Genomic DNA, 18,841 nt, shown 5'->3' with positions numbered 1-18,841 from the left:
GCGGATCACGCCTGAAACCGGCGCGCGCTCAGGCGGCCTGCGGGCCCCGGAACGCGCGCCGGTAGGCGTTCGGCGTGGTGCCCAGCGACTTCACGAACTGGTGCCGCAGCGCGGCCGCCGTCCCGAACCCGGTCCGGCCCGCGATCGCGTCCATCGTCTCGTCCGTCCCCTCCAGCAACTCCTGTGCCAGCAGAACCCGTTGCCGCAGGATCCAGCGGTAGGGCGTGGTGCCGGTCTCCTGCTGGAAGCGGCGGGCGAAGGTGCGCGGGGCCATCAGGGCGCGGGCGGCCAGCTGCTCGACGGTGACCTCCTCGTCGAGGTGCTCCGTCATCCAGGCCAGCACCTCGCCGACCGTGTCGCAGGGGCCCTCCGGCAGCGGGCGCTCGATGTACTGGGCCTGGCCGCCGTCCCGGTGCGGGGGCACCACCATCCGCCGGGCGATCTTCCGGGCGACCTCGGGTCCCTGCTCCTTGCGCACGATGTGCAGACAGGCGTCGATACCGGCGGAGGTGCCCGCCGAGGTGATCACCGGGTCCTCGTCGACGTAGAGCACGTCCGGCTCGACCCGGGTGCGCGGGAAGCGGCGGGCCAGCAGCTCCGCGTGCCGCCAGTGCACCGCACACCGGCGCCCGTCCAGCAGCCCGGCCGCACCGAGCACGAAGACACCGGAGCAGACGCTGAGCACCCTGGCCCCCCGGTCCGCCGCCCGGCGCAGCGCGTCGAGCAGCTCGGGCGGGTAGTCCCGGGCGACGTTGGAGTCCGAGGCCGGCACCGCGATCAGGTCGGCCTCTTCGAGGCGGTCCAGACCGTACGGCGTCGAGACGGTGAGGCCGGGCACGTGGGTGCCGAGTGCGGGACCCTCCGCCGAGACCACCGCGAAGTCGTACACCGGCAGCCCCTCGTCGGAGCGGTCGAGGCCGAAGACCTCGCAGACCACCCCCAGCTCGAAGGGGTGCACACCGTCGAGGAGCACCGTCGCCACGTTCTTCAGCATGCTGCCAGTGTGCCTCGCCGCTGGCAGTAATTCGAGGGTTCGTGGCAGTGCTGCCACTCACGGTAAGGAGCATCCGGCGCGAGAGTAGTGTCCATGAACGGAAACCAGATCGAAGGTCTCGTCGGAATGGTCCTGGTCCTCGGCATCCTGGTCCTCATGGCCCTCCCGTCTGTGCTCGGCGTCCTGCGCGACAGGCGCATCGACCGGCAGATCAGGGAGGCCCACGAGGACCGCGGGGAGCGGGAGCCCCGGAAGGCTCAGAAGTCCTCGTCCAGGTCGACTGTGCCCTCCACCGCCACCTGGTACGCGGACGGCCGCCGCTCGAAGAAGTTCGTCAGCTCCTGAACGCCCTGCAGCTCCATGAAGGAGAACGGGTTCTCCGAGCCGTACACCGGGGCGAAGCCCAGGCGGCCGAGCCGCTGGTCGGCGACGCACTCCAGGTACTGGCGCATCGAGTCGGTGTTCATGCCGGGCAGGCCGTCGCCGCACAGGTCTCGGGCGAACTGCAGCTCGGCCTCGACGGCCTCCCGGAGCATGTCGGTGACCTGCTGCCGCAGCTCGTCGTCGAAGAGCTCCGGCTCCTCCTTGCGGACCGTGTCCACCACGTCGAACGCGAAGCTCATGTGCATCGTCTCGTCACGGAACACCCAGTTGGTGCCCGTGGCGAGACCGTGCAGCAGACCCCGGCTGCGGAACCAGTAGACGTACGCGAAGGCGCCGTAGAAGAACAGGCCCTCGATGCACGCGGCGAAGCAGATGAGGTTGAGCAGGAAGCGGCGGCGGTCGGCCCTGGACTCCAGGCGGTCCAGGTTCTCCACCGAGTCCATCCACTTGAAGCAGAACTCGGCCTTCTCCCGGATGGAGGGGATGTTCTCGACCGCCGCGAAGGCGGCCGCGCGGTCCTCCGGGTCGGGCAGGTAGGTGTCCAGGAGCGTCAGGTAGAACTGGACGTGCACGGCCTCCTCGAACAGCTGCCGGCTCAGATAGAGCCGCGCCTCCGGGGAGTTGATGTGCTTGTACAGCGTCAGCACCAGGTTGTTGGCCACGATCGAGTCGCCGGTCGCGAAGAAGGCGACCAGCCGGCCGATCAGGTGCTGCTCCATCGGGGACAGCTTCGCGAGGTCGGCGACGTCGGAGTGGAGGTCGACCTCCTCCACGGTCCAGGTGTTCTTGATCGCGTCCCGGTAGCGCTCGTAGAAGTCCGGGTAGCGCATCGGGCGGAGCGTGAGCTCGAAGCCGGGGTCGAGAAGGTTCTTGCTGGACATCACTGGCAGGCCTCGCAGGACTCGGGGTTTTCCAGGGAGCAGGCGACGGCGTCTTCGGGGGCCGCCTGCTGGACGGGGATGGTGGCCTGGGCCCGGGCGGCGCGGGCGATCCGGGTCGCCGGGCGCGAGCGCAGGTAGTACGTCGTCTTCAGGCCCGACTTCCAGGCGTAGGCGTACATCGAGGAGAGCTTGCCGATGGTCGGCGTCTCCAGGAACAGGTTCAGGGACTGGGCCTGGTCCAGGTAGGGGGTGCGGGCGGCGGCCATGTCGATCAGGCCGCGCTGCGGGATCTCCCAGGCGGTGCGGTAGAGGTCGCGCACCTCCTCGGGGATCCAGACGAAGTCCTGCACCGAGCCGTTGGCCTCGCGCAGCGCCTCGCGGGTGCGGGCGTCCCAGACGCCGAGGTCCTTGAGGTCCTGCACCAGGTAGGAGTTGACCTGGAGGAACTCACCGGACAGCGTCTCGCGCTTGAAGAGGTTCGAGACCTGCGGCTCGATGCACTCGTAGACGCCCGCGATCGACGCGATGGTGGCGGTGGGCGCGATGGCGAGCAGCAGGCTGTTGCGCAGGCCGGTCGTCGCGATCCGCGCGCGCAGCGCCGCCCAGCGCTCCGGCCAGGTGAACTCGACGCCGTAGTGGTCGGGGTGCAGCACACCCCGCGCGGTACGGGTCTTCTCCCAGGCCGGCAGCGCGCCGTTGCGCTCGGCGAGGTCCGCGGAGGCCTCGTACGCGGCGAGCATGATCCGCTCGGCGATCCGGGTGGACAGCGCCTTCGCCTCGGCGGAGTCGAAGGGCAGCCGCAGCTTGAAGAAGACGTCCTGGAGGCCCATGGCGCCCAGGCCCACCGGACGCCACCTGGCGTTGGAGCGGCCGGCCTGCTCGGTCGGGTAGAAGTTGATGTCGACGACCCGGTCGAGGAAGGTGACGGCGGTGCGGACGGTCCCGTCCAGCCGCTCCCAGTCGATGTCACCGGTCGCCGTGTCGACGAAGGCACCGAGGTTCACTGAACCCAGGTTGCACACGGCCGTCTCGCCGTCGTCCGTGACCTCCAGGATCTCCGTGCAGAGGTTGGAGGAGTGGACGACGTGGCCGGGGGTGGCCGTCTGGTTGGCGGTGCGGTTGGCCGCGTCCTTGAAGGTCATCCAGCCGTTGCCGGTCTGCGCGAGGGTCCGCATCATCCGGCCGTACAGGTCACGGGCCGGGACGGTCTTGCGGGCCAGTCCCGCGGCCTCGGCCCTGCGGTAGGCCGCGTCGAACGCGTCGCCCCACAGGTCCACGAGTTCCGGCACGTCGGCGGGGGAGAACAGCGACCACGGCTCGTCCGCGTTCACCCGGCGCATGAACTCGTCCGGGACCCAGTGCGCGAGGTTCAGGTTGTGCGTACGGCGGGCGTCCTCACCGGTGTTGTCGCGCAGCTCCAGGAACTCCTCGATGTCGGAGTGCCAGGTCTCCAGGTAGACCGCGGCCGCGCCCTTGCGCCGGCCGCCCTGGTTCACGGCGGCGACCGAGGCGTCCAGCGTCTTCAGGAACGGCACGATGCCGTTGGAGTGCCCGTTGGTGCCGCGGATGAGCGACCCGCGGGAGCGGATGCGGCTGTACGACAGACCGATGCCGCCGGCGTGCTTGGAGAGCCGGGCGACCTGGTGGTAGCGGTCGTAGATCGAGTCCAGCTCGTCCTTCGGGGAGTCGAGGAGGTAGCAGGACGACATCTGGGGGTGCCGGGTGCCGGAGTTGAAGAGGGTCGGGGAGGACGGGAGGTAGTCGAGGCGGCTCATCAGCCCGTAGAGCGCGGCGACTTCGTCCACCGATCTGACGGTGTCGTCCTCGGCGAGACCGGCGGCGACGCGGAGCATGAAGTGCTGGGGGGTCTCGATGACCTTGCGGGTGATCGGATGCCGCAGCAGGTACCGGCTGTGCAGCGTGCGCAGGCCGAAGTAGCCGAAGCGGTCGTCGGCGACCGGGTCGACGAGCGCGTCGAGGCGGGCCGCGTGCAGCCGTACGAACTCGGCGGTCCGGTCGGCGATGAGGCCCTCGCGGTGCCCCACCGCGACGGACCCGGTGAAGGACGTCACGCCCTGCGAGGCCGCCTCGGCGCGGACGGAGACGGTGAGCAGACGTGCGGCCAGCCGCGAGTAGGCGGGGTCCTCCGAGATCAGCCCGGCGGCGGCCTCTGTGGCCAGCTCGCGCAGTTCCGACTCGTCGGCCCGCGCCGACCGGCCGCGCAACGCGGCGGCGGCGACCCGGCCGGGGTCCGCGTCGGGGAGGTCGGCGGTCAGCTCGGTCAGGGTCCGCAACAACGCGGTACCGGGACCGTCGTCCGCCGCGGATTCCACAGAGCTGGTCGCTGAAGCCGGGTCGGCTGGCGCGATGGTCACGTGGGGCTCTCCCTCGCAGGGCACGGGGCCTGGCGGAGGGCAGGGTGCAGCACGAGCGCGCGCGGGCACGCGTCGAGACCCTGGCCCACTCCACGAGGCCCGGACGTCAGAACGCCCTGACCGGGTGGCCGGGCGTGCTGTCGGCAGGTCCTCGGACTGACTCCTGTGCACGAACATGCACAAGTACACCGTTGCGGGACAGTTCCGGATTCGCACCGGATTCCCCTGCGGCGACAGCGAGCATGAGCATACATCTAGTGCCGGGCTGTCACATCACCCCCAGATGTTGTGTCGTGGCGGTGTCAGAGCGTCAACTCGTAGGTGAGGAGAGTGATGTCTGCCGGCTCTGGCAGGGGATTCCAGTCCCGGTCCGGGGTGCGGACGAAGCCGAGGCGTTCGTAGAGCCGGTGGGCGGTGTGCATGGTCGGCTGGGTGGACAGCACGACGGCCGTGCAGCCCGGCACGGCCCGTGCGCGATCGACGCAGGCCCGTACGAGGGCCTCGCCGGCGCCGCGGCCGCGGGCGGCCCGGGTGACGGCGAGCATCCTGATCTCGGCCTCCGAGGGGGCGGCGACGTCGGCCATCGGGCCGGGGCCGGGGACGAAGGTGACACCGCCCAGGAGGGTGTCGCCGGCCGTCGCGACGAGGACGGTGGCCGCGGCTGCCCGCTTCGCGACGTCCTTGAGTTCGGTGAGATACGAGTCGCTCTCGCCGAAGTCCAGGAGGCCGTCCTGGAGGTAGGCCTGGGCGGTCATGGCGCCGAGAGCGTCGTACTCGGTGGGTCTCACTTCCCGGATGACGATGTCCATGCGGGTGAGTGTGGACGACGGCGGGCCGCCGGGGGTGGAATTTCCCGGCGGCCCGCTGGGGGTCATGTGTGGCTGGTCGCGCAGTTCCCCGCGCCCCTAGAGGGGCGCTACCGCCGGGGGCAGTTCCGCCTCGACGCCCGGGTCGCCCGCGTCCGCCGTGTAGTCCTGGGGGCTGGTCTCGTCGATGCCCTCGGGGGCCTTGAAGGCCTTCAGGGCGAAGGTCAGGACCACCGTGACGACCACGTTCGTCACGAACGCCGTCAGGCCGATGTAGCCGATCTGGCCGAGGCCGGGGATGTCCTTGGACGAGCCGCCGAAGTGCGCCTGGGTCGGGGAGGCCACGCCGTAGGCGGCGACGGTGCCGTAGACCATGCCGACCGCCCAGCCCGCCAGCAGGGCCCAGCGGTGGAACCAGCGGGTGAACAGGCCGCCGACCAGGGCCGGGAAGGTCTGCAGGATCCAGATGCCGCCGAGCAGCTGGAAGTTGATGGCGACCGTCTTGTCCATGGTGAGCACGAAGATCAGCGCGCCCACCTTCACCAGCAGCGAGACCAGCTTGGAGACCTGGGCCTCCTGTTTCGGCGTGGCGTCCGGCTTGATGAAGTCCCGGTAGATGTTGCGGGTGAAGAGGTTCGCGGCCGCGATGGACATGATCGCCGCGGGGACCAGGGCACCGATCCCGATCGCCGCGAAGGCCACGCCCGCGAACCAGTCCGGGAACATGTTCTCGAACAGCTGCGGGATGGCCAGCTGACCGTTGGTGACCTTGACGCCGGCCGCGATGGCCATGAAGCCGAGCAGGGCGAGCAGGCCCAGCATCAGGGAGTACAGCGGCAGGATCGTGGTGTTGCGGCGGATCACGTCACGGCTCCGGGAGGAGAGCGTCGCGGTGATCGAGTGCGGGTACATGAACAGGGCCAGCGCGGAGCCCAGCGCCAGGGTGGCGTACGTCCACTGGCCGGCCGCGGGCGGGACGAGGCCGCCCGCTCCCGCCGCCGTGAACTTGTCGCCCGCCTTGGCGAAGATGTCGTCGAAGCCGCCCAGCTTGATCGGGATGTAGATGATCGCCACCGCGATGACGATGTAGATCAGCGCGTCCTTCACGAACGCGATCAGGGCGGGGGCGCGCAGGCCCGAGGAGTAGGTGTAGGCCGCGAGCACGCCGAAGGCGATGAGCAGCGGGAGGTCCTTCACGAACCAGTTGGTGCCGTCGCTGCCGCCGACGCCCATCACGTCCAGCACCGCCTGGATGCCGACGAGTTGCAGTGCGATGTACGGCATCGTCGCCAGGATGCCGGTCAGCGCGACGGCGAGCGAGAGGCCCTTGGAGCCGAAACGGCCGCGCACGAAGTCCGAGGTCGTCACGTAGCCGTGCTTGTGCGAGACCGACCACAGACGCGGCAGGAACGTGAAGATCAGCGGGTACACCAGGATCGTGTACGGCACCGCGAAGAAGCCGGCCGCGCCCGCCGCGTAGATCGCCGCCGGTACGGCGACGAAGGTGTACGCCGTGTACAGGTCACCGCCGAGCAGGAACCAGGTGACCCAGGTGCCGAACGACCGGCCGCCGAGCCCCCATTCGTCGAGGGAGTGCTCGTTCTCGGCCTTGCGCCAGCGCGCGGCCAGGAAGCCCATGACCGTGACGGCCAGGAAGAAGAAGATGAAGACGCCGAGCGCGACGCCGTTCACACCGTCCTTCACCGCTGCGCACCCCCGTCCGTGTCCGTCGCGGCCCCGGCCTTGCGGGTGCGCTGGTCACGCTGCCACAACTGGTACGCGGTCATGGTGAGCGCGGTGGAGAGCAGCACCCAGAGCATCTGGTACCAGTAGAAGAACGGGATCCCGATGAACGCCGGGTCCGTCTTGGCGTACGAGTCCACCCAGAGCATCGCCACGAAGGGCGCTATAAGACAGACGGCGATGGCGACGCGTATGGGCGTCACCACCGCCGCTTTGGTCACATCGGAGGCATCTGACATCTTGCGGCTCCGTCCCCTCACTGACCGCACGGCGATCACCGTTGTTCACCTGTGTAATGCGCAGGCAATCATGGCGAACGCGAAAGGTCAGCGGAAGACCTCATCCGCATATCGGTATGTCGATTCGGTGGAGAAGGGTGACGTACCGTCAGGGGTCGGCGGTGCGAACGGGTCAGTCCTGGGGCCGCTTGAGCCGCGCGACGAACTTGTAGCGGTCGCCGCGGTACACCGAGCGCACCCATTCCACCGGCTGGCCGTCGCGGTCCAGGGAGTGGCGGGAGAGCATCAGCATCGGCAGGCCCACGTCGGTGCCGAGCAGGCCGGCCTCGCGCGGGGTCGCCAGCGAGGTCTCGATGGTCTCCTCGGCCTCGGCGAGATGGACGTCGTACACCTCGGCGAGGGCGGTGTACAGGGACGTGTACTTGACGAGGGACCGGCGCAGGGCGGGGAAGCGCTTCGCGCTCAGGTGCGTGGTCTCGATCGCCATGGGCTCGCCGTTGGCCATGCGCAGCCGCTCGATGCGCAGCACCCGCCCGCCTGCCGTTATGTCGAGCAGGCCGGCGAGCCGGTCGTCGGCGGTGATGTAGCCGATGTCCAGCAGCTGCGAGGTCGGCTCCAGGCCCTGGGCCCGCATGTCCTCCGTGTACGAGGTGAGCTGGAGCGCCTGGGAGACCTTGGGCTTGGCGACGAAGGTGCCCTTGCCCTGGATGCGCTCGAGGCGGCCCTCGACGACGAGCTCCTGGAGCGCCTGGCGGACGGTGGTGCGGGAGGTGTCGAACTCGGCGGCCAGGGTGCGCTCGGGCGGGACCGGGGTGCCGGGGGCCTGTGTCTCGGTCATTTCGAGCAGGTGCTTCTTCAGGCGGTAGTACTTGGGCACGCGCGCGGTACGGACGGCTGTCCCGCTCTCGTTCTCCGCACTGCTGACGTCGGTGCTCATGCTCCGCCTTCCCGGCTTATTGATGCGGCTCGCCTCGTGGCACGGCAGCGTACGGGATTCGCCCTGCACGCTGCGTGATCCCCTCTGTATACCGTCGTCGGCGCTGTTGGTCTAGTCCACCGAGTGAGTGGTCTACCGGAATTGTCTCGTCCGCGCCTCGGGTTTTCGAGGGGTTCTTACTTAAAGGTTCCTGCATATGTAGGTCGCATAACGGCTGGTCGGAGCCTATTCGGCCACCCTTGACAGGCCTGGTGGTCTGGGCCAAGCTTCCCGCACTGGTCTACACCATTGGTCCAGGTCCCGGCCCAACGCTCGTGCGGGGAGGCAGGGGGGTTTGTGGCATCCCTGAGGAGGGTGGCGTGAAGCGCAAGCTGATAGCCGCGATTGGTATCGCGGGCATGGTCTTCTCGGTCGCGGCGTGTGGCAGTGACAACAAGGACGACAACAAGTCCCAGGGCTCGGACGCCAAGGAGCTGACCGTCTGGCTCACGGTGGACGCGCAGAACAACTGGCCCGACCTGGTCAAGGCCGCCGACGCCGCCGTGCAGAAGAAGCACCCCGGCATCAAGATCAAGCACGAGTACTACGGCTGGCCGGACAAGAACACCAAGCTGGACGCCGTCCTCGCCACGGACAAGGCCCCCGACGTGGTCGAGATGGGCAACACCGAGATGCTCAGCTACATGGTCAAGGGCGCCTTCGCCCCCGTCGACGCCTCCCAGTTCACCAACTCCGACCAGTGGCTCGACGGCCTCAAGGCCTCCGTCACCTACCAGGACAAGACCTACGGCGTGCCGTACTACGCCGGTGGCCGCGTCGCCAACTGGCGCAAGGACATCGCCGCCTCGGCCGGCATCAAGACCACGCCGAAGACCTACACCGAGCTGACCGCCGACCTGGACAAGATCCAGAAGAAGGAAGGCGACAAGTTCAGCGCCTGGTACCAGCCCACCCGTGACTGGTACGCGGCCATGTCCTTCGTCTACGACGCCGGTGGCTCCATCGCCGTCGAGAACGGCGGCAAGTGGCAGGGCAACCTCTCCTCGGCCGAGTCCGTCAAGGGCCTCACCGAGTTCAAGAACGTCATCGACAAGTACATGCACGGTGACAAGACCAAGGACGAGTCGGACCGCTACATCGTCTACGGCCAGGGCAAGTCGGCCATGATCTTCGGTGCCGCCTGGGAGGGCGCGACCGCGGCCGACCCGAAGAACGACAAGACCGGCGGCAAGCTGAAGGACAACCTCGTCAACTTCGTGATGCCGGGCCCGTCCGGCAAGAACATGCCGGTCTTCCTGGGCGGCTCCGACCTCGCCATCCCGGTGAAGTCGAAGGCGCAGGGCGTCGCCGCCGAGTGGATCAACGCGTTCACCGGTCCCTCCGGCCAGAAGGGCCTGATGGCCAAGGGCAACCTGCCGAACAACAAGACCGACCTCGCCACGCTGAAGAACGACCCGGCGACCGCGGTGCCGGCCGAGGCGGCCGCGTCCAACTGGTTCGTGCCGATGGCGCCGGGCTGGGGCCAGGTCGAGAAGGCCCAGGTGCTCCAGACGATGCTGCAGAACATCGGCACCGGCAAGGAGAGCGTCGAGGCGGCGGCCAAGGAGGCCGACGCGGCGATCGACAAGGTCATCAACACCCCGTAATGGTCTGCGGCCGGGCCTGACCGACGGGGGGTCAGGTCCGGCCGGCAGGTGATGTCAGAAGGTGCCGCGATGGGTTGGTGGGTTGTGCCGGTTCGTCGTGGCTGGTCGCGCAGTTCCTCCCCCAGCCCTCGGCCGGGGGTAGTCCCCGCGCCCCTGACGGGACGCGGGGCCGCTGGCGGCCTCTCACGATCTGTTTGAGGAGCGCACGATGAGTGCCGTTGATACGACCACACCCGCCAAGGTGCCGGCACCTCCACCGGACTCCCCGCAAAGACCACGTGCGAACCGGGGCTCGGGCGGGCCCGCCGTTCCCTGGCTGCTGCTCGCCCCCTGCCTGCTGATCCTGGCGCTCGTCCTCGGCTACCCCCTCTACCGGCTGGTCACCCTCTCCTTCCAGGAGTTCGGGCAGTCCCAGCTGTGGGGGTTCAAGCCGGCCGACTGGGTCGGGTTCGGGAACTTCTCCAAGGTGCTCGGCGACAGCGAGTTCTGGCAGGTCGTGCTGCGCACGATCGTCTTCGCGGGTGGCTCCGTCGTCTTCACCATGGTCGTCGGCATGCTCATCGCGCTGCTGCTGCAACGCGTCTCCGGCTGGGTGAAGACGCTGGTCAACATCGCGCTGGTGGCCAGCTGGGGCATGCCGGTCATCGTCGCCACCACGGTCTTCAAGTGGCTCTTCGACTCCGACTACGGCATCCTCAACGCCCTGCTCAGCAAGCTCCCCGGGGTCGACATGGTCGGCCACAACTGGTTCGCCAGCGGGCCCGAGGGGCTCGCGGTGATCATGCTCCTGGTGGTCTGGGGAGCGGTCCCCTTCGTGGTCATCACGCTCAGCGCCGGACTCACCCAGGTCCCCAAGGAGCTGGAGGAGGCCGCCCGCCTCGACGGCGCCGGCCCCTGGGGCGTCTTCCGCTACGTCACGCTGCCCATCCTCAAGCCGGTCATCGTGATGCTCACGACGCTCTCGGTCATCTGGGACATGGGCGTCTTCCCGCAGGTCTTCGTGATGCGCGGCGGCCACCCCGAGGCCGAGTTCCAGCTGCTCACCACCTGGTCCTACGACCGCGCCTTCGTCGTCAACGACTACGGGCAGGGCTCCGCGATCGCCCTGCTCACCGTGCTCCTCCTGCTCGGCGTCGTCGCCGTGTACATGCGCCAGATGCTGAAGATCGGAGAGGTCGAATGAGCACCGTCGTCACCCCCGCCCGCAGGAGGGCGAAGGCCGGCTGGAACCTCCTCGGCCTCCTCGTCTTCGTCATCGCGGGCTTCCCCGTCTACTGGATGCTGAACACGGCGTTCAAGCCGGCGAAGGACGCCATCGACCCGGACCCGAGCCTGCTGCCCACCGGCATCACCCTGTCCAACTTCAGCCGCGCACTGGACATCGCCGACTTCTGGGGCCCGGTCGGCCGCAGCCTGATCGTGTCCCTCTCCGTCGTGGTGATCGGCATGGCCGTCGGACTGCTGGCCGCCCTGGCCATCTCCCGATTCGCCTTCCGCGGCCGCAAGATCGTGATCGTCGGCATCCTCGCGGTCCAGATGATCCCGCTGGTCGCCATGATCATCCCGGTCTTCCTGCTCCTCAACGACCTGGACCAGTACGACAAGCTCAGCGGCCTGATCATCACCTACCTGACCTTCATCCTGCCGTTCACGGTGTGGACCCTGCGCGGTTTCATCGTCAACATCCCGAAGGAGCTGGAGGAGGCCGCCATGGTCGACGGCTGCTCCCGCACCGGCGCCTTCGTCCGGGTGGTCTTCCCGCTGCTCGCCCCCGGCCTGGTCGCCACCTCGGTCTACGGCTTCATCCAGGCCTGGAACGAGTACCTCTACGCCCTGATGCTGCTCAGCCAGGACCACCAGACGGCGACCGTCTGGCTGGCCAACTTCACCACGCAGCACGGCACCGAATACGCCCCGATGATGGCCGGCGCCACCATGCTCGCCGTGCCGATCGTCGTCCTGTTCCTCCTCGTCCAGCGCAAGATGGCCGCGGGTCTCACCGCGGGCGCCGTGAAGGGATAACCCCATCCGATGACGACATTCGCCAGCGGTACGGACACACTCACGCGCGACGCGCTGACGGTCCTCCAGCCGGGCTTCACCGGCACCACCGCCCCCGACTGGCTGCTGCGCCGGCTCGGCGAGGGCCTCGCCTCGGTGGGCGTGTTCGGCCGCAACATCATCTCGGCCGAGCAGCTCTCGGCCCTCACCGCCCAGCTGCGCGCCGAGCGGGACGACGTCCTGGTGGCGATCGACGAGGAGGGCGGTGACGTCACCCGCCTGGAGGTGCGCACCGGCTCCTCCTTCCCCGGCAACCACGCCCTGGGCGCCGTCGACGACCCGGAGCTCACCCGGCAGGTCGCCCTCGAACTGGGCCGCCGCCTCGCCGCCTGCGGGGTCAACTTCAGCTGGGCCCCGGTCGCCGACGTGAACTCCAACTCCGCCAACCCGGTCATCGGCGTCCGCTCCTTCGGCGCCGACCAGGACCTGGTCGCCCGGCACACGGCGGCCTACGTCACCGGTCTCCAGGCGGCCGGGGTGGCGGCCTGCACCAAGCACTTCCCGGGCCACGGCGACACCGCCGTCGACTCCCACCTCGCCATGCCCCGCATCGACGTGGGCGCCGAGGTCCTGCACGCCCGCGAACTGGTGCCCTTCCGCGCCGCCATCGCCGCCGGCAGCCGCGCCGTGATGAGCGCGCACATCCTGGTCCCCGCCCTGGACCCGGCCCGGCCCGGCACGCTGTCCCACCGCGTCCTGACCGAGCTCCTGCGCGGCGAACTCGGCTACGACGGCCTGATCGTCACCGACGGCATCGAGATGCAGGCCATCGCCGGGACCTACGGCATCGAACACGGCACCGTCCTGGCCCTCGCCGCCGGCGCCGACGCGATCTGCGTGGGCGGCGGCCTCTCGGACGACGAGACGGTACGACGGCTGCGCGACGCCCTGGTCGCGGCGGTCCGCTCCGGGGAACTCCCGGAGGAACGCCTGGCCGACGCGGCGCAGCGGGTGCGGGCACTGGCGACCTGGACGGCCACGACGGAGGTGGCCCAGCCGGACCCGGCCCTCACGGACATCGGCCTCCGCGCAGCCCGCCGCGCGCTCCGTGTGACGCGCGTCGACCCCTACACGCCCCCGGCCGGGCCGCTCTTCGTCGCCTCCCTCACGCCCGAGACCAACATCGCCGTGGGCACGGAGACCCCGTGGGGCGTCTCCGCCGAACTGACCCGGCTGGTGCCCGGCACCGAGACCGGCAGCTTCGCCGGCGAGGACGCGGGACACGCGGCGATCGTGGCGGCGGGGGACCGCCGGATCGTCGCCGTGGTCCGGGACGAACACCGGCACCCCTGGATGACCGCGGCCCTGGACATCCTGCTCAAGGCCCGCCCCGACACCGTCGTGGTGGAGATGGGCGTACCGCAGGCCACGCCCCGGGGCGCCCTGTACGTCGCGACGCACGGCGCGGCCCGGGTCTGCGGAGTGGCGGCGGCCGAGGTCATCGCGGGCGTGACCGCGTAGCGGATCCCGGCGGGGTGCGGTCACCGGTTGGGTGACCGCACCCCGAACCACTGCTCGGCGCCGTACGCCTCGAACCGCTCCCGCTCGGTGAAGCCGAGCTTGGCCGCGAGGCGCATCGAGCGGACGTTGGCGGTCTGGGTGTAGAGCACCACCGGCTCACCGGGGCGCGCGCCGGAGAACCAGTCGAGCGCCGCCGCGCACGCTTCGCCGGCGTATCCGTGCCCCCATGCCTCCGGCAGGAACAGGTAGCCGAGGTGGGTGTCCCCGGCCGCCAGGCGTTCGGCGGGTGAGTCGGGACTCTGCGCGTTGAGCTCGACGGTGCCGATCGCCGCTCCGTCGAGCTCGGCCACGAAGAACCCGGGGCGCCGGCCGGGGACCTCGGGGACCACGCGTTCGAGCTCGGCACGCGGCCGAGGCCCACCGACGTAGGTGCCCACCTCCGGCGAGGCGTTGATCTCGATGACCGCCGCACGGTCCCGCGCCTCGGCCTCACGGAGCACGAGCCGCTCGGTCCGGATCGGGGCGGGCGGCCAGACATCGGTTCCCAACACAGTCATGCCGGGCAATGTAGTGCCCCGTAAGGGGTGCCGGGGGTCCCCCCGGCCGAAGGCTGGGGGGAGGAACCACGCGAGCAACCCGCCGCCCACCGAACGTCCGAATCGCACCGAACGCGGCAGGCGGAACCGTCAAATCCCCTGCCACTCCGGCTTGTTGGCAAAGGTGTACCGGAAGTACTCCGCGAGCTTCAGCTTCGACGCGGCGGCGTCGTCGACCACCACGGTGGCGTGCCGGTGCAACTGCAGGGCCGACGCCGGGCACACCGCCGCGACCGGCCCTTCCACCGTCGCCGCGATCGCGTCGGCCTTGCCCTCACCCGTGGCCAGCAGCACCAGGTGCCGCGCCTCCAGGATCGTCCCGATCCCCTGGGTGATGACGTGGTGCGGCACCTGCGTGATGTCCCCGTCGAAGAACCGCGCGTTGTCGACCCGCGTCTGCTCGGTCAGCGTCTTGATCCGGGTCCGCGAGGCCAGCGACGAGCAGGGCTCGTTGAACCCGATGTGCCCGTCGGTCCCGATCCCGAGCAGTTGCAGGTCCACCCCGCCCGCCATCGCCAGCTCCGCGTCGTACGCCTCGCAGGCGGCCTGCACGTCCTCGGCCGTACCGTCGGGGCCGAGGAACGCGTCCATCCCGATCCCGAGCGGCTCCAGCACCTCGCGCCGCAGCACCGACCGGTAGGACTCCGGGTGGTCGGCCGGCAGTCCCACGTACTCGTCGAGCTGGGCTATGCGTGCCCGTGAGGCGTCCACCGCTCCGGCGCGGACCTTCGCGGTGAGCGCCTGGTAGATGGGGAGCGGGGTCGAGCCCGTGGCCACCCCGAGCAGCGCGGCCGGCTTGTGCCTGAGCAGCTGAGCCATGGCCTCGGCGATCAGCTCGCCACCCGCGGCGGCGTCCGGAACGATGACAACTTCCACGCTGGGCCTGCCGTTCTGAAGAGGGCTGGAGGGTCTGGAAGGTCTATGTGGTTTAGACCAATCTGATGGGACCAATCTAACAGAACCGACCCCTGTCGCCGGAGGCCGGGCGGAGAGAAAGGGGACAAGTGCGAGGTTACGTGACTACGTCAGATGGGGTTAATTGGGGAAAATTTCCGCAACGGGAGGCCGTGCCTCGCCCGAGCCGTCGAAAATTGCCCCGGACATCCGCCCCCACGGCCGCCCCCGGCGGGCTACGCTGCGATCGCATCAACTGTGAACAGTCTCCAACGCATGGACACACACCGTGGTCTAGTCCACAATTGCGTACGAGGGCTGAACGAGTACGGCGTCAGCCGTACGGCACAGTCACACTCTTCCGTCTTCCCCGCACAGGAAGGCGGACCGAGGAACCGGAGCTCTCTGCCCTGACTGCCCCGGCTCCTCACCTTCGGCCGACCTGGGACCGCACACCCCACGGCCGTTGCTGCTCCGGGCTGCGGTGCCGGGAGGGTTGAGGGTCCCTCTCAGGCGCCGCGGCCCGCGGGTGTCTCCGGGGCCGTCCCTTCCGTCGCGGTCGCGCGTTTTCGGCCATCCACATACCGCCAGGTACGCTCACAGACGTGCCCTCCATGAACGAACTGGTCCGCCAGCACACCGCCCTCGACGACTCCGACCTCGAGTGGCTCCATCTGCTGGTCTCGGAGTGGCAGCTGCTCTCCGACCTCTCCTTCGCCGACCTGGTCCTGTGGGTCCCCACCCGGGACGGCACCCGGTACGTCTCGGTGGCGCAGATGCGCCCCAACACCGGCCCCACCTCCTACCAGGACGACATGGTCGGCCACCTGGTGCCGCGCGGCCGCCGGCCCATGCTGGACATCGCCCTGGACGAGGGCCGGATCGTCCGCGAGGGCGACCCGGAGTGGCGCGAAGAGGTCCCCGTACGGGTCGAGTCCATCCCGGTGCGGCGCGAGGGCCGGGTCCTCGGGGTCATCGCCCGCAACACCAACCTGCTGACCGTGCGCACCCCGAGCCGCCTGGAGCTCACCTACCTCCAGAGCGCTTCCGACCTGGCGCAGATGATCGCTGCCGGATCGTTTCCCTTCCCGAACCAGCAGGTCGACATGGACGCCTCGCCGCGCGTCGGCGACGGCCTGATCCGGGTGGACGGCGACGGCATCGTCCAGTACGCCTCCCCGAACGCCCTCTCCGCCTACCACCGCCTCGGCCTCGCCGCCGACCTGCTCGGCCACCACCTGGGCCAGACCACGGCCGAACTCGCCCCCTCCAAGGGGCCGGTGGACGAGGCGCTCGCCAAACTCGCCAGCGGCTGGGCACCGCGCGAGTTCGAGATCGAGTCCGAGGACGGCGTCATCCAGTTCCGGGCGATCCCGCTCAAGCCCAAGGGCACCCGCATCGGGTCCCTGGTGCTGCTCCGGGACGTCACCGAACTGCGACGCCGCGAGCGGGAGTTGATCACCAAGGACGCGACCATCCGGGAGATCCACCACCGGGTGAAGAACAACCTCCAGACGGTCGCCGCGCTGCTGCGCCTGCAGGCCCGCCGCATCGACTCGGAACGCGGCCGGGAGGCTCTGGAGGAGGCCGTGCGGCGGGTCGGCTCGATCGCCATCGTGCACGAGACTCTGTCCCAGAACCTGGACGAGCGCGTCGAGTTCGACGAGATCGCGGACCGGGTGCTCGCGATGGTCGCCGAGATCTCGCCCGGCAAGGTCACCGGCCGGCGCACCGGCCGCTTCGGGATACTCGACGCCGAGGTGGCCACGCCGCTGTCGATGGTGCTCACCGAAGTCCTGCAGAACGCCCTCGAACACGGCTTCCGCGAGGGGGACACCGGCACCGTCGAGGTCTCGGCGGTCCGCGGCGGCACCACCAAGGAGGCCCGGCTCCTCGTCACCGTCCAGGACGACGGCGTCGGCCTGCCCGAGGGCTTCGACCCGCACCGCTCCGGCAACCTCGGCCTGCAGATCGTACGGACGCTGGTGGAGGGCGAGTTGGGCGGCACGTTCGACATGGTGCCGGCGTCCGGGCGCGGGACCCGGGTGATCCTGGACGTGCCGGTGCGCCCGCAGAAGTGAGCCTCCGGGGGCGGCTCCTGGGCAGCAAAGAGCCCCGGACCTGGTGGGTCCGGGGCTGCTCGCTCGTTGCTGCTCCAACTGCTAAGCGCATCGGGGGTACTGCGCGCTGCGGCTCGGGGGCGGGAGATGCGTACTCGCTGTACGCGCCGCCAAGCTCAGGCTGTCACCAGGGGTGGGACTGTCAGGCGGTGGCCTGACGGGCCCGGTTGCGGGCGGCACGGCGCTTCATCGCGCGACGCTCGTCCTCGCTGAGACCACCCCAGACGCCCGAGTCCTGACCGGACTCGAGCGCCCACTGCAGACACTGATCCATAACGGGGCAGCGCCGGCAGACGGCCTTGGCTTCCTCGATCTGCAGCAGCGCAGGACCGGTGTTGCCGATGGGGAAGAAGAGCTCGGGGTCTTCCTCGCGGCAAACGGCGTTGTGACGCCAGTCCATGGCTGCTACCTCTCCTTGGTATTACATGCACGTTGCTTGTGAATGTGAACGCTTTCACGAATCCCTCAACAAGTGAAGGGCCGACCGCCAGGTTCCCTGGCAGGGGTCCTGTGAGTTGAAGGGGGATTCCGGTGATCAGCGGACGCCGGTGTTGCGGGCTGTCCCGACCGCCACGTAGAGCCTCGCAAACCTCAGCGACGGATACAACCCCTTCCGGAAAGTTTTTTTTGATTCCTCGGTGTCGACTGGGTCACAGCCGTACTTCCATGGGGTGGATCCTGGCCTAAACGTTCGAGTGAAAGGACTTTGGCCCCTTCCGCTCACACAATCACACGCAGTGCGCGGCGTACGCCTGTGAACGTCACGCTCGTACGCAGTCCTAGGTGGTCGCCGTCCATCTGGAGAGGGAGCGGCACCTTCGAATGCAAGGTGAACTGGTCCAGATCGTGCAGGGACACGGCGTGCTTGCCGTGCGGTCCCTTCTCGGGGGACGAAGTGAGCAACTGCGTGCCATACCGGGCAGCCGCGGCCGTCGACAGCCGGCTGAGACCGAGTACGTCGATGCCCTTATCGAACGAGGCTTTAGGTGACGTGTACATCGGACGATTGCCGAGATACGTCCACGGCGAGGTGTTGCAGACTATCGCCACGACAAGATCCGTGACCGGGTCGGCGCCGGCCCGCTCCAGTGTGATCGTTCCGTGCCGGCGGTGCTGCTCGCCGAGGAATTGCCTGACGACCTGACGAACGTACAGCGCGTGTGTGGATTTCTTACCGAGTTCGCGCTGCTGCTCGACCCGGCCGACGACGCCCGCGTCGAAGCCGAGTCCCGCGTTGAAGGTGAACCAGCGGGCCGGGACCGCCTCGTCCTCGGTGCCGGGCGTGCCGGCGGTCAGGCCGAGGCCGACGAAGCGCTGGCGTTTCTCGCGCAGCGCGTCCAGCAGGTCGCCGGTGGCCTCGACCGGGTCGTTGGGCAGGCCCAGGGCGCGGGCGAAGACGTTGGTGGAGCCGCCGGGGACCACGGCGAGGCCGGGCAGCCGGTCCGGGGCGGGTCCGTTGTGGAGGAGTCCGTTGACCACCTCGTTGACCGTGCCGTCGCCGCCGAGTGCCACGACGAGGTCGACGTCGTCGCTCTCCGCCGCGAGCCGCGCCAGGTCACGGGCGTGGCCGCGGTACTCGGTGGTGACCGCCTCCAGCTTCACTTCGCTCGCGAGCGCGTGGATGAGGACGTCACGCCTACGTGCGCTTGTGGTGGTTGCCGCCGGATTGACCACGAGGAGTGCACGCATGGATTGCAGCGTACC

Annotated in this window: 17 protein-coding genes and 1 riboswitch; of the genes, 6 read left to right on the top strand and 11 right to left on the bottom strand. The window is 69.4% G+C overall.

Annotation, left to right across the window (positions count from 1 at the left end; genetic code table 11):
* Positions 1-28: 28 nt before the first annotated feature.
* Positions 29-994, bottom strand: coding sequence for a helix-turn-helix domain-containing protein (locus BLW82_RS14430; protein ID WP_093499176.1), 966 nt, complete (start codon positions 992-994; stop codon positions 29-31).
* Between the two features lie 93 nt (positions 995-1,087).
* On the opposite strand from BLW82_RS14430, the gene BLW82_RS14425 reads away from it, so the two are divergent.
* Positions 1,088-1,339, top strand: coding sequence for a hypothetical protein (locus tag BLW82_RS14425; RefSeq protein ID WP_093499175.1), 252 nt, complete (start codon positions 1,088-1,090; stop codon positions 1,337-1,339).
* Here BLW82_RS14425 and BLW82_RS14420 read toward each other — a convergent pair.
* From BLW82_RS14420 to BLW82_RS14395, 6 genes are all read right to left on the bottom strand, one after another.
* Complete coding sequence (locus BLW82_RS14420; RefSeq protein WP_093499174.1) at positions 1,252-2,259, bottom strand: ribonucleotide-diphosphate reductase subunit beta; 1,008 nt, start codon at positions 2,257-2,259, stop codon at positions 1,252-1,254. The genes BLW82_RS14425 and BLW82_RS14420 overlap by 88 nt on opposite strands.
* Positions 2,259-4,634, bottom strand: coding sequence for a ribonucleoside-diphosphate reductase subunit alpha (locus BLW82_RS14415; RefSeq protein ID WP_093499173.1), 2,376 nt, complete (start codon positions 4,632-4,634; stop codon positions 2,259-2,261). The genes BLW82_RS14420 and BLW82_RS14415 overlap by 1 nt, the downstream gene beginning before the upstream one ends.
* Positions 4,635-4,780: 146 nt before the next feature.
* Positions 4,781-4,859, bottom strand: a riboswitch (cobalamin riboswitch).
* Positions 4,860-4,936: 77 nt separating this feature from the next.
* Positions 4,937-5,443 carry a GNAT family N-acetyltransferase gene (locus BLW82_RS14410; protein ID WP_093508042.1) on the bottom strand — a complete coding sequence of 169 codons (507 nt, stop codon included), beginning with the start codon at positions 5,441-5,443 and terminating at the stop codon, positions 4,937-4,939.
* Between the two features lie 96 nt (positions 5,444-5,539).
* Complete coding sequence (mctP, locus tag BLW82_RS14405) at positions 5,540-7,144, bottom strand: monocarboxylate uptake permease MctP (RefSeq protein ID WP_093499172.1); 1,605 nt, start codon at positions 7,142-7,144, stop codon at positions 5,540-5,542.
* Positions 7,141-7,422, bottom strand: coding sequence for a DUF3311 domain-containing protein (locus tag BLW82_RS14400; RefSeq protein WP_177232946.1), 282 nt, complete (start codon positions 7,420-7,422; stop codon positions 7,141-7,143). The genes mctP and BLW82_RS14400 overlap by 4 nt, the downstream gene beginning before the upstream one ends.
* 172 nt (positions 7,423-7,594) lie before the next feature.
* On the bottom strand, positions 7,595-8,359 hold the full coding sequence (locus tag BLW82_RS14395) for a GntR family transcriptional regulator (RefSeq protein ID WP_093499171.1): 765 nt from the start codon (positions 8,357-8,359) through the stop codon (positions 7,595-7,597).
* A gap of 359 nt (positions 8,360-8,718) precedes the next feature.
* Here BLW82_RS14395 and BLW82_RS14390 point away from each other — a divergent pair, with 359 nt between their 5' ends.
* The 4 genes from BLW82_RS14390 (at position 8,719) to BLW82_RS14375 (ending at position 13,527) form a co-directional block, all read left to right on the top strand.
* Positions 8,719-10,005 (top strand): extracellular solute-binding protein, encoded by a 1,287-nt coding sequence (locus BLW82_RS14390; protein ID WP_093499170.1) that lies wholly within the window; start codon positions 8,719-8,721, stop codon positions 10,003-10,005.
* 208 nt (positions 10,006-10,213) lie between these two features.
* Positions 10,214-11,188, top strand: a complete 975-nt coding sequence (locus tag BLW82_RS14385; protein WP_093499169.1) for a carbohydrate ABC transporter permease — start codon at positions 10,214-10,216, stop codon at positions 11,186-11,188.
* On the top strand, positions 11,185-12,027 hold the full coding sequence (locus BLW82_RS14380) for a carbohydrate ABC transporter permease (protein ID WP_093499168.1): 843 nt from the start codon (positions 11,185-11,187) through the stop codon (positions 12,025-12,027). Before BLW82_RS14385 ends, BLW82_RS14380 begins: the two co-directional genes overlap by 4 nt.
* Positions 12,028-12,036: 9 nt before the next feature.
* The gene (locus tag BLW82_RS14375) at positions 12,037-13,527 is read left to right on the top strand and encodes a glycoside hydrolase family 3 protein (protein ID WP_093499167.1); all 1,491 of its coding nucleotides are present in this window, start codon (positions 12,037-12,039) and stop codon (positions 13,525-13,527) included.
* A gap of 20 nt (positions 13,528-13,547) precedes the next feature.
* Here BLW82_RS14375 and BLW82_RS14370 read toward each other — a convergent pair whose 3' ends face one another.
* Both BLW82_RS14370 and nagB read right to left on the bottom strand, forming a co-directional pair.
* A complete protein-coding gene (locus BLW82_RS14370) occupies positions 13,548-14,084 on the bottom strand; it encodes a GNAT family N-acetyltransferase (RefSeq protein WP_093508040.1) in 537 nt (178 codons plus the stop codon).
* A 129-nt stretch (positions 14,085-14,213) separates the two neighbouring features.
* Entirely contained in the window at positions 14,214-14,999 is a 786-nt protein-coding gene (gene nagB, locus BLW82_RS14365) for a glucosamine-6-phosphate deaminase (RefSeq protein ID WP_093499166.1), read from the bottom strand.
* A gap of 632 nt (positions 15,000-15,631) precedes the next feature.
* Between nagB and BLW82_RS14360 the strand changes: the two genes are divergently transcribed.
* Positions 15,632-17,098, top strand: coding sequence for a sensor histidine kinase (locus tag BLW82_RS14360; RefSeq protein WP_177233293.1), 1,467 nt, complete (start codon positions 15,632-15,634; stop codon positions 17,096-17,098).
* 181 nt (positions 17,099-17,279) lie between these two features.
* On the opposite strand, the gene BLW82_RS14355 is transcribed toward BLW82_RS14360, so the two are convergent.
* Positions 17,280-17,537, bottom strand: coding sequence for a WhiB family transcriptional regulator (locus tag BLW82_RS14355; RefSeq protein ID WP_010353616.1), 258 nt, complete (start codon positions 17,535-17,537; stop codon positions 17,280-17,282).
* 320 nt (positions 17,538-17,857) lie between these two features.
* Entirely contained in the window at positions 17,858-18,826 is a 969-nt protein-coding gene (locus BLW82_RS14350) for a diacylglycerol/lipid kinase family protein (protein ID WP_093499164.1), read from the bottom strand.
* Between the last annotated feature and the right edge of the window lie 15 nt (positions 18,827-18,841).

The organism is Streptomyces sp. Ag109_O5-10, assembly GCF_900105755.1.
GTDB lineage: Bacteria > Actinomycetota > Actinomycetes > Streptomycetales > Streptomycetaceae > Streptomyces.
This window is presented reverse-complemented; position numbering and strand designations above follow the sequence as displayed.